A 14,178-nucleotide genomic window follows, 5' to 3' on the forward strand; every position below is an offset into this window, starting at 1 on the left:
GGTACTTCCATGAAGAAATTCGGTCTATCGACGCGGCTATTCATGCTGGTTGGACTTGCAGTGGTTATCCTGATTTCTGCCATGGCCATCAGTCTGATGCAAAGTTACTCAGCAGTCGAGGCCGAACGCAAATCGGCTCTTGCCGCGATGAACGCGAATGCGATCAGCTTGCTGAAGGCTGCCTACGACCAGGAGAAGAGCGGCAAACTGACACGCGAGCAGGCCCAGGCCGAGGCAAAGCGGGTGATCGGCGCGATGCGCTACGACAATGGTTCAGGCTATTTCTGGATCAACGACATGCATCCGCGCATGGTCCTGCACCCGATCAAGCCGGAACTGAACGGTGCGGACCTGACGCAGAACAAGGACCCGAACGGCAAATTTCTTTTCGTCGAGTTCGTCAAGACCGTGAAGGCCGGTGGTCAAGGTTACGTCGATTACGACTGGCCGAAGCCGGGCGCCGACAAGCCGGTCGGCAAGTATTCGCATGTCGTCGGTTTCGAGCCCTGGGGCTGGATTGTCGGCACGGGCGTCTATGTCGACGACCTGCAGGCGCTGTTCCTGAAGAAGGCTATCCGTTTCAGCATCGTCTGCGGCGTCGGTCTGCTTGTGCTGGCTGCAGCTGCCTATGTCATCGTGCGCGGCATTACGAAGCCCATCAACGCGATGCGTCAGGTTCTGGGCCGCATGGCACAGGGTGAAGCCAATGTGGCTGTCGAGATTGGCACAGCTTCTCGCGAGTTGAACGAGATGGCGCATTCCATCGAAGTTCTGCGCACGGCGGTCAATGAACGCACCGAACTCCAGGCACGCGATGCGGAACAGCAGCGCGCCATTGCTCAGGACCGGGAGCAGTCTGCGCACCAGATCCGTGCGGCGGCCGAGGGCCAGCAGCGGGCCATGGGCGCGCTGGGGCACGGACTTGAAGCCCTTGCGCGTGGCGATCTTTCCATCGCGCTTGACGATCTCGGGGCGGACTACACGAAGCTTCGCAACGACTTCAATCTTGCTGTGAGTTCGCTGCGCTCGACCATACAGCAGATTTCGGAAACGGGTCACGTTGTCCACAGCAGTTCCGCCAACATCTCCGATGCGACCAACAATCTTTCCCGCCGCACGGAACAACAGGCTGCTGCCCTGGAACAGACGGCTGCGGCGCTGGAAGAAATTACCTCGACAGTAAAGACAGCTTCGGAGCGCGCCGTGGAGGCCCGCGCCATGGTGGCGGAAACCAAGAAGAGTGCCGGCCGCTCCGGCGAAATCGTCAGCGAGGCGATCACCGCCATGGGCCGTATCGAGGACTCCTCGAACCGTATCGGCCAGATCATCGGCGTGATCGACGAGATCGCTTTCCAAACCAACCTCCTGGCGCTCAACGCCGGTGTGGAAGCGGCCCGTGCGGGTGAGGCAGGTCGCGGCTTTGCGGTGGTGGCGCAGGAAGTGCGCGAACTTGCCCAGCGCTCTGCCAATGCCGCCAAGGAGATCAAGCAGTTGATCCAGAATTCGGCCCATGAGGTCGAGGCGGGCGTCTCGCTGGTTCGCACCACGGGCGACGCTCTCGTCGAGATCGTCAAGCTTGTCGAACAGGTGAATGCGCAGGTCGAAGGAATTGCGACAGCGTCCCGCGAACAGGCCACGGGTCTGCAGGAAATCAATACCTCCGTCAGCCATATGGACCAGATGACCCAGCAGAATGCTGCCATGGTGGAGGAAACTACGGCCTCCAGCCAGACGCTGGAAGAACAGAGCCGCCAGTTGCAGAGCCTGCTCTCCGGGTTCCGTCTTGGCCAACAGGACATGCGCATGCACCGCGCCGCCTGATAAGCGAGTATCGAGACCAAACGAACGCCCGTTGCGAAACCGCAGCGGGCGTTTGGCATTTGAGCGATTTCCAAACACGATCGTTCAGGTCTGAGGCGGTTCCATCAGTCGTTGCTACAATATTGCCCTGAAAAGACCCCGATCTCGAAAGTCTTTGTTTACCCTGTGTGCCTAGAATTTTGAGGTGTGGCATTCCGGCAAGGGTGGCACGCGATGGCCCTGGATGATCGTTGCACGTTCAGGACGACGGCCCGGTTTCCCAATGTGAGCAGCTTGTATGGCGTATGCTTTGAACACCCGAAGGGCCGTGGCCTTCCTGATGATCTCCACGATGCTGGTGGGTTGCACCGCAGACGGGCTGGTGCCGCCTGCACCTATTGACCGTGGCACGCGGGTCAGCGCCATTCCGCCGGGACGGGTTCCGGTTCAACAGGTGCCTTCCATGGACGCCTATGCCGCGCCAGCCCAGCAGCCTGTGGGGCAGGTGGGTACTGTCTACGAATCCGCCGCGCAGCCCATGCCACCCGCAGCAACGACGCGTCAGGCGCGTCTTCCCATGATTGACAGCGACGAGGCGATGACACAGCCCCGTCAGATGGGTGAGCCTCCAAAGACCCTTGGCACGCTGACCTATGATGCCAATGGCGTCAATATGGATGCGGCGCTTGGCGTCGGCGGCGGACAGCCTGCTCCGCATGTGGTTGGCCTTGCCGAGGAGCAGAATAACGATATTGCGGAAGGCAATGCCTCGCAGCCTGTCGTGGACGGCATCGGCACCGATGCGCCTGTCCAGCGCAACAGGCCCACCCAGCGAAGCGCGCAACCCTATGCAACAAGCGCGCCTGTGCAACCGGCGCAGGATCTCTATCTCCAAAACCAGCCGCAGCAGAATTCGCTCGCGCCAAAGCGGGTGCAACAGCCGGTGCGGGGCGATCTCGCCGCAACTCCACCCCGCTGGAGCGATTCCCGTCCAGTCGTCGCCCCGAGCAGGATCGAGCCGGAGCCGCAGCAGGTAGCGATGCTGATGCCGCGCAACCCGACAATCGCACAGCAATCCTCCCGCACCGACGCCTCTCCCATGCCGGCATCCGAAGCGAGCTGCCGCGCCCAGTTGAAGCGCATGGGTGTGCTTTACCGGGACAAGCCGCAAATTTCCGATGGCCCGAGTTGCGGCATCGACTATCCGGTTGAGCTCTATGGCCTCTCCGGAGGCGTGCAGGTCAAACCGGCCGTGACCCTCAATTGCCAGACGACGCTTGCCTTTGCCCAATGGGTGAAGAACGAGCTCGTGCCATCCTCGCGCGTTCGCTACTGGAGCGGCATCGGCAAGATCGAGCCCATGGGCGGATATTCCTGCCGTCGCATGAACAACAGTCGCCAACGCTACAACCCGATGTCCGAGCATGCGCGCGGCAATGCCATCGATGTCGGCAAGTTCGTATTGAAGAACGGCCACGAAATCGATGTTCGAAAGAAGGGCCTGTTCTCGTTCCGCGAGGGAGCGCTGCTGAAGGCCGTTCGTGACGATAGCTGCAAGTATTTCAACACGGTTCTCGGTCCGGGCAGCAATGCCGAACACTGGAACCACTTCCACTTCGATCTGCGCAGTCGTGCTTCCGGCAATCGATACTGCGACTGATCTGAATTCCCGGCTGATATATCTTTCACTCCGGCGGCGCCTGCGATAAACGCGCTGCAACAAAGGCGGACGGCCATGTTCCGGCCGCCAACGGGTGAGGACGGGAGTGGAATTTGCAGATCATCAAGACTCGTGAGGAATTGCGGGCCGCTGTCCGCGCTCTGCGTGGCGACGGCAGGAGGATCGGCTTCGTTCCCACCATGGGATATTTGCATGTCGGGCACATGACGCTCGTGGAGCGCTCTCAGGCCGAGAACGGTGCTACCGTCGTTTCCATTTTCGTGAACCCGCTGCAATTTGGCAAGAACGAGGATCTGGACAAGTACCCCCGTGATCTGGCCCGCGACAGCGCGATGCTGGAAGCGGCTGGTGTCGATATTCTTTTTGCTCCTGACGTCAGCGAGATGTATCCGAGCCCCATGCTGACCGTGGTGGATGTGCCGACCATTGGCAGCCAGCTGGAGGGTGAGGTTCGGCCCGGTCATTTCGCAGGCGTGGCAACCGTCGTGACGAAGCTGTTCAATCTTGTTCAGCCGGATGTCGCCTATTTCGGCGAGAAGGATTATCAGCAGGTGCAGATCATTCGGCGCATGGTCGAGGATCTGGCGCAGCCGGTGCGGGTGGTTGCCGTTGCCACTGTTCGCGAGCCTGACGGACTGGCCTGCTCGTCGCGCAACGTCTATCTCACCGAGGACGAACGGAAGGCAGCGGTCATCGTACCGCGGGCGCTCGACCTTGCCGAGCGGCTTGTTCGCGAGGGTCTGAAGGATCCCGTGGCGCTGGAGGCGGAGCTCACGGCATTCCTGAAGCGCGAACCATTGGCCGAGCCGGATGTGGTGGCCGTGCGCCATGCGACCACGCTGCAGCGCGTGACGGACCTGAGCGATGAGGCGGTGGTCGTTGCTCTCTTCGTTCGCTTTGGAACGACACGGCTATTGGACAACCGGGTCATTGCTCCCGTTTCTCGTGCAGAGGATACCCATTGATGAGCGCACCGACAAAGGTTCGACGCAAGACGATCACTGCCATTCGCGCGATGAAAGGCCAGCAGAAAATTGTTTCGCTGACCGCCTACACCACGCCTATGGCGCGCATGCTGGATCCGCACTGTGATCTCTTGCTGGTCGGCGATTCACTCGGAATGGTGCTGTACGGCATGGAGACGACCGTCTCGGTGACGCTCGACATGATGATCGCGCACGGGCGGGCCGTGATGCGCGGTGCAGCCCAAGCCTGCGTGATCGTCGATATGCCCTTTGGCAGCTACCAGGAATCGAAGGAGCAGGCCTATCGCAACGCCGTTCGCATTCTGCAGGAAACTGGCTGCGATGGTATCAAGCTCGAGGGCGGCGCGGAGATGGCCGAAACCATTCATTTTCTCTCGACCAGAGGCGTGCCTGTGCTGGCACATGTGGGCTTGATGCCGCAGATGGTGAATACATCCGGCGGCTTTCGTGCGCTGGGCCATAGCGATGAAGAGGCGACAAAGATCGCCGCCGACGCTGCTGCGGTTGCCCAAGCGGGTGCATTTGCGGTGGTGATTGAAGGGACTGTCGAACCGGTTGCCCGAGAGATTTCACAGTCGCTGGCCATCCCGACAATTGGTATCGGCGCCTCCGCCGCTTGCGATGGGCAGGTGCTGGTCTGTGACGACATGCTGGGTCTGTTCGATGCGTTCAAGCCACGCTTCGTCAAACGCTATGCTGAACTCGGCGCTCTGGTCTCGCAATCTGCGGCGGACTATGCACGCGACGTGCGGGAGGGTAGCTTTCCGGCGGAGGAACACACATTCCAGCCCCGGCGCAAACCGGATTAACTCAGAGAGGAGTTCGCTACCCGTGCCGTTTGAGCCGCCCATCATCCAGCTTTGTCCAGTCACGGCTCACCTTGTGCCGAAGCTTCTCGACCTGCGTCTTCGACCGGATCAGGTGCGGATGGTGGCGAGCGTTGCCGATTCTCTTGAGGAGGCCGAGACTGACGAGGACGCAAGACCGCGCGCCATTCTGCACGATGGTGAGCCTGTCGGTTTTCTGATGTATGACGCGACCAGTGCTGACGATGTTGCGCAACTCTACCGCTTCATCATCGATGAACGGCAGCAGGGTAGGGGTTTCGGGCGGGCTGCTCTGTCCGCAGTCATCGCCGAGATTCGCCGCGAGCCGCATGTCTTAAAGATTTCCATCTGTTACGAACCGGAGAACCTGGCTGCGCGCCAGCTTTATCTCAGTGCAGGCTTTGTCGAGCAAGGGTTGGATGAGGATGGCGAGATGATTGCCCATCTGGCGTTGCCGCCTTCCTTCTGATCTCCGAATATTTGACCTCCCTTTTCGGAGGTGGTTGCCTATATACGCTGCGGGATCGTTGCAGATTCCGCCTGCCATGTTTCTACCCTCCATAATTTACGCGAAGGTCCGCGATGCCCGCGATTGTTTCCATTCGAAATCTTCAGAAGACCTATGCCAACGGATTTTCGGCGCTGAAGGGCGTCAACCTCGACATCGAGGAAGGTGAAATTCTCGCGCTGCTCGGCCCGAACGGTGCGGGCAAGACAACGATGATTTCCATCATCTGCGGGATTTCCATGCCCACGGGCGGAACCGTGATGGTGGGGGGCCATGATGTGGTTCGCGACTTCCGGCAGACACGCAAGCTCATCGGCCTCGTGCCGCAGGAGTTGACGACGGATCAGTTCGAGACCGTCTGGAATACAGTCAGCTTTTCGCGTGGTCTGCATGGCGAAAAAGCCAACCCCAAGCTTATCGAACAGATTCTCAAGGATCTCTCGCTCTGGGACAAGCGTGACAACAAGCTGCGCGAGCTTTCCGGCGGCATGAAGCGTCGCGTGCTGATTGCCAAGGCGCTGGCTCATGAGCCGCGCATTCTGTTTCTGGATGAACCGACGGCCGGCGTAGATGTGGAGCTGCGACGCGGCATGTGGGCGGCGATTGACCGCCTGCGGGAGGGCGGCGTGACGGTGATCCTGACCACGCATTACATCGAAGAGGCTGAAGAGATGGCGGACCGGATTGGCGTCATCAGCGGCGGCGAGCTTCTGCTGGTGGAAGAAAAGCGTGCGCTGATGCAGAAGCTGGGGCGAAAACAGCTGCGGCTTGAACTGAAGTCACCGCTTTCCGCTCTGCCGCCCTCGCTTGAGGCTCTGCAACTTAATCTTTCGGAGGATGGGCGAGCCGTCATTCACGAGTATGGAAACGGCGCTGGCGAGGCACGCATTGGCGCGGTTCTGGCAGCTATGGAAAGCGAAGGCCTGATGATCAGCGATATTTCCACCCACCAGAGTTCGCTTGAAGATATCTTCGTTTCGCTCGTGGGAGATCGCGCATGAACTGGGAAGCGATCAAATCCATCTACCTTTTCGAGATGGCCCGAATGAAGCGGACCCTGCTGCAAAGCGTGATTTCGCCAGTGATCACCACCTCGCTGTATTTCATCGTGTTCGGAACGGCCATCGGTACCCGCATCCAGGAAGTCAACGGCGTGTCCTACGGGGCATTCATAACGCCGGGACTGATCATGCTCACACTCCTTGGCCAGTGCATCAGCAATGGCGCGATCGGCATCTATTTCCCGAAATTTACTGGCACGATCTACGAGATCCTGTCAGCGCCCGTGTCCATGACGGAAGTGGTGATCGGCTACGTCGGCGCCGCGGCCAGCAAGGGAATCATTATCGGTCTAATCATCCTCGCTACGGCCTCGTTCTTCGTGGACCTGTCGATCCAGCATCCCGTCATGATGCTCGTCTTCATGGTGCTGACGGCAATAACCTTCTCGATGGCTGGCTTCATTATCGGTATCTGGGCGGACAACTTTGAACAGTTGAACCTTGTGCCCATGCTGGTGGTGCCGCCGCTGACCTTCCTCGGTGGCAGCTTCTATTCCATCGACATGCTGCCGCCTTTCTGGCAGACGGTCAGCCACTTCAATCCGGTGCTTTATCTGGTCTCGGGCTTCCGCTGGAGCTTCTACGGCATTGCTGATGTGAACCCGGTGATCAGCCTCGTGATGATTGCGGTGTTCCTGACGATCTGTCTCAGCCTGCTGTTCTGGATCTTCCGGACGGGTTACCGGCTGCGGAAATAACTCACGGCCAACGATATTCAGTCGCGCAAGCGGAGCTGATCTGTCTGCATCTGAAGTGAGCCGAGGGTGGAGAGGAAACTCATGCCCAGAAGGCTTTGCTCCAAGCGGCCCTGTTCCGCCACCAGCGCTCGCAGGTTTTGCCGGGCGATTGGCCCAATGCCGACATTATCCAGACGGACGGGGGCTGCCATGGCTCGACCATTTGCGGTCATCACGGGGGTTGTGAAATCGAGCTTCGAGGGGTCAAGGCCGATTGCCTGCGCATCGCGCCATGACAGGACGATGGAACTCGCACCCGTATCAACGAGCATGGGGATCGTCTTGCCATCGACGCTGACCTGCGCCTGGAAATGGCCGTTGCGGGCGCGGTAGAGAACCACTTCCGAGCCGCCTTCACTCGTCGTCATCACCATCGGGCTACCGGGGATCAGCCCAGCGGTCACGCGTGCGCCGATGCTGCGGAAATCATCCCGGTAGACGTAGCCAGCGACCAGAACGAGCGCGACAACCAGCCAGATGACGATGTTGCGGAGCACCTCGGATGCCTTGCCTCTTCGTCCCGCCAGAACGCCAGCCGACAGCAGGATGGCAATGGCCGACAATTGAACGAGATGGGCGAAATCATCATTGGCGAAGCCAAAGGTCTGGCCCGCATCGTTGTTGAAGATCAACAGCGCAAGACCGGCACCGAGAATGGCGAGCACGATCATCAGCATGGCTGGGCGTTCTCCTGTTGCGGAGGATCGACGGGGCCAAGCGTTTTCAGGCGCGCAGGGAGGAGTTGCATCAGCGCGATCCTCTGCGCCTCCGTCATGCTGGTCCAGCTTCCTATCTCATCGCCCGTGCGCCCACAGCCGACGCAGATGCCGGATTGCGGATCGAGAGCACAAACAAGGATACAGGGCGTCACCATGGCCATTATATTGGCTCTCTACAGACTGATCACAAGAGCGGCGAGACATGCCATTTCCGTGATCTGCTGGGTCGCGCCGATGGTATCTCCCGTATGGCCGCCGATCTTCTCCCGCACGTAGCGGATGAACAGGAAAGCGGCGCCTGCCGCGCACATGAGCATGGCAATGACCGAGCCCAGGGAGGCGCCCGCAACGATGAGCAAAAGCGCGAACCCGAGAGCGGAGAAAACCGCGACGCGCACGGCGGAGGATTGGGGCTGGCCCATGGCAACCGCTGTGCCGTTGACGCGCGCAGGGGGAAGATGGGCCCAGTGCCAGACCATGAGCGCACGCGAGATTGCGGCCGCCGATATCAGTGCAGAAGCGGCGAGTGTGCCGCCATGGGTGGAGATAAGGGCCGAAAGCGCCGCCGCACGAATACCGAAGCTTGCGATGAGGCCTATGACGCCGAAGCTGCCGATGCGGCTGTCCTTCATGATGGTGAGCGCGTGCTCCTTGTCGCGGCCACCGAACAGGCCATCGGCACTATCGGCCAGACCATCCTCATGCAGGCCGCCCGTGAGCAAAGCGGCAAGCGCGAGCGCCAGAAATGCAGCAAGCAGAGACGCTTCGGGACTACCTTCCATCAGCCAGATGAGCAGCGCGGAGGGCAGGGCGATGAGCGCGCCAGCAGTCGGGAAGGCACGACAGGCGCGGGCCACGGAGCCATCATGCCCCTCGAAAAAGCGTGCGGGAACGGGCAGCCGCGACAGGAATGCGACGGAGCGCGCCAGATCGGTTATGAATTCAGGCACGTTTTGCAGTTGTTCCTCCGGGCTGCTCTCATTAAGGAGGACGCAGCAAATCAGATTCCATCGCCTAACTCAAAGGGCGAACTGGACTTAACGACAAGGAAGATTGATCCGATGAGCATGAGCGGCCTGCCATTCGATGATTTTCGCACGCTGTTGCGCGAGCTTCCCGGCCCGGACACCCGTGCGCTGGTGGCTGCGCGTGAACGCGATGCGCAGTTGACCAAGCCCAAGGGATCGCTGGGACGCCTGGAAGAAATCGCCTTCTGGCTGGCCGCCTGGACGGGACGCGCCCCTGCCGTGACACGTCCGCTGGTCGCGATCTTCGCCGGTAATCACGGTGTCGCCCGTCATGGCATCACACCCTATCCGCCATCGGTCACGCAGCAGATGGTTGAGAATTTCGCTGCTGGCGGCGCGGCCATCAACCAGATCTGTGCGGCCAATGATCTGGGCCTGAAGATTTTCGATCTGGCGCTGGACTACCCGACGGGGGATATTACCTGCGAGGCGGCTCTTTCCGAACGGGATTGTGCTGCGACCATGGCATTCGGCATGGAGGCGATTGCCGGTGGCACCGATCTTCTGTGCATCGGCGAGATGGGCATTGGTAACACGACCATCGCGGCGGCCATCAATCTCGCGCTTTACGGCGGAGAAGCTGAGGACTGGGTTGGTCCCGGAACAGGGTCGGAGGGCGAGGTGCTGGCCCGCAAGATCGCGGCAGTCAAGCAGGCAGTTGCTTTCCACCGCGATCACTTGTCCGACCCGCTGGAAGTGCTGCGCCGACTGGGCGGACGCGAAGTGGCGGCCATGGCGGGTGCCATTCTCGCGGCGCGCGTGGAGAAGATCCCGGTCCTGATCGACGGTTATGTGGCAACGGCTGCCGCCTCCATTCTGAAGGCAGCGAACCCGACCGCCCTGGACCACTGCCTCATCGGCCATGTGTCCGGCGAGCCCGGCCACCTGCGCGCCATCGAACGACTTGGCAAGACGCCGCTTCTGGCGCTGGGCATGCGGCTTGGCGAAGGCACGGGCGCAGCGCTTGCCGCAGGCATTGTGAAGGCAGCTGCCGCTTGCCATTCCGGCATGGCGACGTTTGCACAGGCAGGCGTCAGCACGGCGGGAACACCGACTCCGCATCACCATTAATTTTGCAGCTTCAGCCAGCCGCTTTTCGGCGGCTGGTATGGAGAACGCGGAGAATGACGACTTCGCTCTCAGTGAGGCGGTAGAACAGGACATATGGATAAGGCGTAATAGCCAACCGACGAACGGTTGGGATATCCGTTTGCCTGCCGGCGCCTGGTTGCTCTTTAAGCAGGGTCAGTACCGCATCAAGCCGGGCTGCGACATTCGATGCGCCTGTCGGAGAACTGTCGCGGATGAATTCAAGTATCGTTTCGATTTGCTGAGCAGAACGCTTGGTAAGGCGAATTTTCATCACTTGAATCTGTTCAGCAACTTCCGTGCCTGGGCTTCGTCCACGAGTTCGTCCTGATCGGCCTCTTGTAGGCCAGCGTGGACCTCTGCCAACTCTTCCTCGCTGAGGCGATAGACGGACTGGTCCTCGCTTGCCATCTGCAAAACCAGACGTGCAATATCATCCTGCTTCTCGGGCGGAAGCTGGCGGGCGGTCTCAACGGCGATGTCGAACAGCGTTGTCATGGTGCCATTATGCGCTGCCTGGCGCTTCGAGGGAAGGGGTCAGGCGAAGCTTTTGCGGCGCGGTTCCACCGCGCGCGTCGCTGCTACGGCGGGCAGACTTTGCAGAACGCGAGTGGCGGGAAGGATTGCAATGACTTCGGTGCCCTCACGCAATTTCGAGCGCAGGATGAACTGACCGTCGTGCTTTGCCAGGATCGCCTGCACGATAGGAAGCCCGAGGCCGGTGCCTTGCTCTGCGCTCTTGATCGCGATGGAGCCCTGACCAAACGCCGACAGCACGACCGGAATTTCATCTTCCGCGATGCCCGGTCCATTGTCCTTGATGGCGACATACTGACCGCCACCGGCGGTCCAGCCGACTTTTACCGTGACCTCGCCACCCTGGCTGGTAAACTTTACCGCGTTTGACAGCAGGTTGAGCAGGACCTGCCGCATTGATTTCTCATCGGCCCAGACCTGCGGCAGGTTTGGCTCGAACTGCTGATGGATGCTGATGTTCTTGGCGCGTGCGCGCAACTGCACCATGCCGATGCAATCCTCGGCGATCTCCAGCAGTGAAAGCGCTTCCTCGTTCAATTCATAACGACCCGCCTCGATGCGCGACAGATCGAGAATCTCGTTGATGAGGTTGAGCAGATGCTGGCCTGAGCGGTGGATATCACCGGCATATTCCCGGTAAGTGCCATTTCCCATCGGTCCCAGCACTTCCGAACTCATGACCTCCGAGAAGCCGAGAATAGCGTTCAAGGGGGTGCGCAGTTCGTGCGACATGGATGCGAGGAAACGCGACTTGGCCAGATTGGCCTCTTCCGCGCGACGGCGGGCTTCATCCGAAACCGACTTGGCAACCTCGAGTTCGGCAATCAGATCGTCCTTTTCCGACTGGTAGGACATCAGCGTCAGGTTGGAGCGATAGAAGCGGTTCGAGATGTAGTGGAAAAACAGAACGGCCGTGGCGCATAGACCGAGAAGCCCGACATCGAAGACGTTGCGGCTGTCGAGGGCGATGAGGCCAAGGCTGATCATCGGCAACAGGAAGGCAACGATGACCGCCATGCGCAACAGGACATTGCTCATGGCTGTGATGGATATCGCGATCAGCAGCACCGCGCCCTTGTAGAAGTAATAGCCATCGCCGCCGCAGACTGCGCATTCGCTAAAGGCAAAGGTTGCCCAGCAGGCGCCCATCAGGAACTGGCCGAAGATGAACATGCGCTGCCAGCGTTGGGTATTGAGCGCCGTCAGTTCAGTCTTCGAAGCGCGACGCGCAAGCAGGAGGTTCAGCGAGTGCGCCGCAAGCGTGAACAGCGCCCAAGGCAACAGGGAGGAATCGCTGGTGATATAGGTGCCGACTGCTGCGACGAGGACGATGAAGAAGGGCAGGATGAGCGCACTTTGCAGCATGTTATTGACATGCAAGGCAAGCGCATCGTGATCGAAGGCGTGGCTGCCATTGGCGCTGGACTGCAAGCGCTCACGCGTGGCGCGAACCGCCTTCGACACCGCTTTGTTACGGTGGTGCCGCGATTTGTCCACGATGATCTTGTCGGTGGATGTGCTGACGCCGCTACTCATGGCCAATTTTCAATCGAATACGCGTTTTGGGAATGGTAGGGTCTAAATCTTAAGAAGATCCTGACGGAAAGGTTTTGTTTGCCATCTTCGGCAGCCTTCCGTTTGCAATTAGAGCGGAGTTCAACCTGATTGAATCATTCTGCAGCAATGGATTTTCGTCAGGATCAAGGATTTTGCCGATGGGCATATCGGGACATACGCCCGAGGCGAAAGCCGAAGGTAATGGCGAAAATACATGCTGCCCAGCGGGTTGGCCGAAACCGGCCGTCCACTTTGTCGAAGGGCTTGGGCGTAGCTTAAGGCTACGCCACGCGCCCTTCTCCTCGTGGAACAACCGGTTTGGGCCAACAGAATTGATCCAATCAGGTCGAATTCCGCTCTAAGATCGAATTTGAATGAGTGCATATAGAAGGCATCGACGTTACCGAAGGGCGCAGGACTGGATCCTGACTGCTTGTTTCATTCTGGGACTTCTATTTGTGGCCAACATGCTGCAGGGCGGGGGCGAGCAGAAGGTTTTCCGTGGCCCCTTCCATGTCATCGATGGCGATACGCTTGCGCAGATGGGGACTCGTTTGCGGTTGTCGGGCATTGATGCGCCGGAGCTGGACCAAACGTGCCGCACCGTGGATGACCGGCCCTGGCCTTGCGGAAAGGCTGCGCGGGAGCAACTGGTGGACCTCGTCAAGGACGGTGATGTCGAGTGTCGCGGTACGGAGGTGGACCGTTACGACCGCCCGCTCGTCATATGTTATCGGCAGAATACAAATCTGAACGTCCAGATGGTTCGTACAGGGTTTGCGCTTTCAGCGGGGTTGCTGACCTATCAGCGTGAACAGCTGAAAGCCGAAAACGAAAAGCGCGGCATCTGGGCCGGACGGTTTCAGCGTCCGTCACAGTGGCGGAGAGAGCGGAAGCTTGAACATCAGGGCGTCGATTTCTCCAATATTCTTGATGGTTTGAAAGGAGTACTGTCTCTGCAATGGCTTTGACGGGTGATGAGCAGCGTATCGAAATCTTGCAGACGGCGATTTCTGCCTGCCGGATCTGCCGGGATGTTCCTGCCAAAGGCATTGAGGACCGGCTGCCGCATGAACCCCGGCCCGTTGTCGTCATGTCCTCTACAGCCAGGATTTTGATTGCGGGGCAGGCGCCTGGGCTTCGCGTTCATGAAAGCGGCATACCGTTCAACGATGCATCCGGCGACAGGCTGCGCCAATGGTTGGATGTGACGCGCGAGGAGTTTTACGATCCGGCGAAGTTTGCGATCGCGCCGATGGGTTTTTGCTTTCCCGGCTACGATGCCAAGGGGCATGACCTGCCGCCGCGCCGGGAATGCGCGCCCCTGTGGCGTCGTGCCGTGATTGATGCGATGCCGCAGATCGAACTTGTTCTCGCAATCGGTGGGTATGCGCAAGGCTGGCATCTGAACCACGCAGGCAAGCAAAGCATGACAGACACGGTGTTCAACTGGCGACGAAGTTTCATGGTCAATGATGGTGTGCGCATCCTGCCGTTGCCGCATCCAAGCTGGCGCAACAGCGGCTGGTTGAAGCGTAATCCGTGGTTCGAGGCAGACCTGCTTCCCATTTTGCGACAGAGTGTGGACAGCCTTATTCGTTGAAACGATTTTCGGTTACTTGCTCCAAATTTCAGGCTATGAAGAAAA

Annotated in this window: 16 protein-coding genes; 10 read left to right on the plus strand and 6 right to left on the minus strand. The window is 59.6% G+C overall.

All coding sequences use genetic code 11. The features are described 5' to 3' along the window. Positions 1-9 precede the first annotated feature (9 nt). From G6N80_RS17300 to G6N80_RS17330, 7 genes are all read left to right on the plus strand, one after another. The gene (locus tag G6N80_RS17300) at positions 10-1,821 is read left to right on the plus strand and encodes a methyl-accepting chemotaxis protein (RefSeq protein WP_062554246.1); all 1,812 of its coding nucleotides are present in this window, start codon (positions 10-12) and stop codon (positions 1,819-1,821) included. Positions 1,822-2,098: 277 nt separating this feature from the next. Continuing rightward, the gene (locus G6N80_RS17305) at positions 2,099-3,460 is read left to right on the plus strand and encodes an extensin-like domain-containing protein (protein WP_165135590.1); all 1,362 of its coding nucleotides are present in this window, start codon (positions 2,099-2,101) and stop codon (positions 3,458-3,460) included. A gap of 113 nt (positions 3,461-3,573) precedes the next feature. After that, the gene (gene panC / locus G6N80_RS17310; RefSeq protein WP_062554248.1) at positions 3,574-4,446 is read left to right on the plus strand and encodes a pantoate--beta-alanine ligase; all 873 of its coding nucleotides are present in this window, start codon (positions 3,574-3,576) and stop codon (positions 4,444-4,446) included. Further along, positions 4,446-5,276, plus strand: a complete 831-nt coding sequence (gene panB, locus G6N80_RS17315; RefSeq protein ID WP_165135593.1) for a 3-methyl-2-oxobutanoate hydroxymethyltransferase — start codon at positions 4,446-4,448, stop codon at positions 5,274-5,276. The genes panC and panB overlap by 1 nt, the downstream gene beginning before the upstream one ends. 22 nt (positions 5,277-5,298) lie before the next feature. Next, positions 5,299-5,763 (plus strand): GNAT family N-acetyltransferase, encoded by a 465-nt coding sequence (locus G6N80_RS17320; RefSeq protein ID WP_246251430.1) that lies wholly within the window; start codon positions 5,299-5,301, stop codon positions 5,761-5,763. A 113-nt stretch (positions 5,764-5,876) separates the two neighbouring features. After that, positions 5,877-6,803 carry an ABC transporter ATP-binding protein gene (locus tag G6N80_RS17325; protein WP_062554250.1) on the plus strand — a complete coding sequence of 309 codons (927 nt, stop codon included), beginning with the start codon at positions 5,877-5,879 and terminating at the stop codon, positions 6,801-6,803. After that, positions 6,800-7,561 (plus strand): ABC transporter permease, encoded by a 762-nt coding sequence (locus G6N80_RS17330; protein WP_062554251.1) that lies wholly within the window; start codon positions 6,800-6,802, stop codon positions 7,559-7,561. Before G6N80_RS17325 ends, G6N80_RS17330 begins: the two co-directional genes overlap by 4 nt. Before the next feature lie 17 nt (positions 7,562-7,578). On the opposite strand, the gene G6N80_RS17335 is transcribed toward G6N80_RS17330, so the two are convergent. From G6N80_RS17335 to G6N80_RS17345, 3 genes are read right to left on the minus strand one after another with little or no spacing between them, the layout of a single operon-like run. Beyond that, a complete protein-coding gene (locus G6N80_RS17335) occupies positions 7,579-8,277 on the minus strand; it encodes a TIGR02281 family clan AA aspartic protease (RefSeq protein WP_062554252.1) in 699 nt (232 codons plus the stop codon). Beyond that, complete coding sequence (locus tag G6N80_RS17340; RefSeq protein WP_312223346.1) at positions 8,271-8,480, minus strand: DUF1289 domain-containing protein; 210 nt, start codon at positions 8,478-8,480, stop codon at positions 8,271-8,273. The genes G6N80_RS17335 and G6N80_RS17340 overlap by 7 nt, the downstream gene beginning before the upstream one ends. Positions 8,481-8,492: 12 nt before the next feature. Continuing rightward, positions 8,493-9,278 carry an adenosylcobinamide-GDP ribazoletransferase gene (locus G6N80_RS17345; protein ID WP_062554253.1) on the minus strand — a complete coding sequence of 262 codons (786 nt, stop codon included), beginning with the start codon at positions 9,276-9,278 and terminating at the stop codon, positions 8,493-8,495. Between the two features lie 102 nt (positions 9,279-9,380). On the opposite strand from G6N80_RS17345, the gene cobT reads away from it, so the two are divergent. Further along, positions 9,381-10,418, plus strand: coding sequence for a nicotinate-nucleotide--dimethylbenzimidazole phosphoribosyltransferase (gene cobT / locus G6N80_RS17350; RefSeq protein ID WP_062554254.1), 1,038 nt, complete (start codon positions 9,381-9,383; stop codon positions 10,416-10,418). Positions 10,419-10,428: 10 nt separating this feature from the next. On the opposite strand, the gene G6N80_RS17355 is transcribed toward cobT, so the two are convergent. Genes G6N80_RS17355 through G6N80_RS17365 form a run of 3 tightly spaced genes read right to left on the minus strand, consistent with a single transcriptional unit; the run spans position 10,429 to position 12,509 of the window. Further along, on the minus strand, positions 10,429-10,710 hold the full coding sequence (locus G6N80_RS17355; protein WP_062554255.1) for a type II toxin-antitoxin system RelE/ParE family toxin: 282 nt from the start codon (positions 10,708-10,710) through the stop codon (positions 10,429-10,431). Beyond that, the gene (locus G6N80_RS17360) at positions 10,710-10,934 is read right to left on the minus strand and encodes a hypothetical protein (RefSeq protein ID WP_062554256.1); all 225 of its coding nucleotides are present in this window, start codon (positions 10,932-10,934) and stop codon (positions 10,710-10,712) included. The genes G6N80_RS17355 and G6N80_RS17360 overlap by 1 nt, the downstream gene beginning before the upstream one ends. Before the next feature lie 39 nt (positions 10,935-10,973). Further along, positions 10,974-12,509 carry a sensor histidine kinase gene (locus tag G6N80_RS17365; RefSeq protein ID WP_062554257.1) on the minus strand — a complete coding sequence of 512 codons (1,536 nt, stop codon included), beginning with the start codon at positions 12,507-12,509 and terminating at the stop codon, positions 10,974-10,976. 395 nt (positions 12,510-12,904) lie between these two features. On the opposite strand from G6N80_RS17365, the gene G6N80_RS17370 reads away from it, so the two are divergent. Together G6N80_RS17370 and G6N80_RS17375 are read left to right on the plus strand one after the other, a co-directional pair. Continuing rightward, positions 12,905-13,501, plus strand: a complete 597-nt coding sequence (locus G6N80_RS17370; protein WP_165135599.1) for a thermonuclease family protein — start codon at positions 12,905-12,907, stop codon at positions 13,499-13,501. Beyond that, on the plus strand, positions 13,492-14,133 hold the full coding sequence (locus G6N80_RS17375; protein WP_165135602.1) for a uracil-DNA glycosylase family protein: 642 nt from the start codon (positions 13,492-13,494) through the stop codon (positions 14,131-14,133). The genes G6N80_RS17370 and G6N80_RS17375 overlap by 10 nt, the downstream gene beginning before the upstream one ends. Positions 14,134-14,178 lie beyond the last annotated feature (45 nt).

It is taken from the genome of Rhizobium rhizoryzae (assembly GCF_011046895.1).
GTDB classification, from domain to species: domain Bacteria; phylum Pseudomonadota; class Alphaproteobacteria; order Rhizobiales; family Rhizobiaceae; genus Neorhizobium; species Neorhizobium rhizoryzae.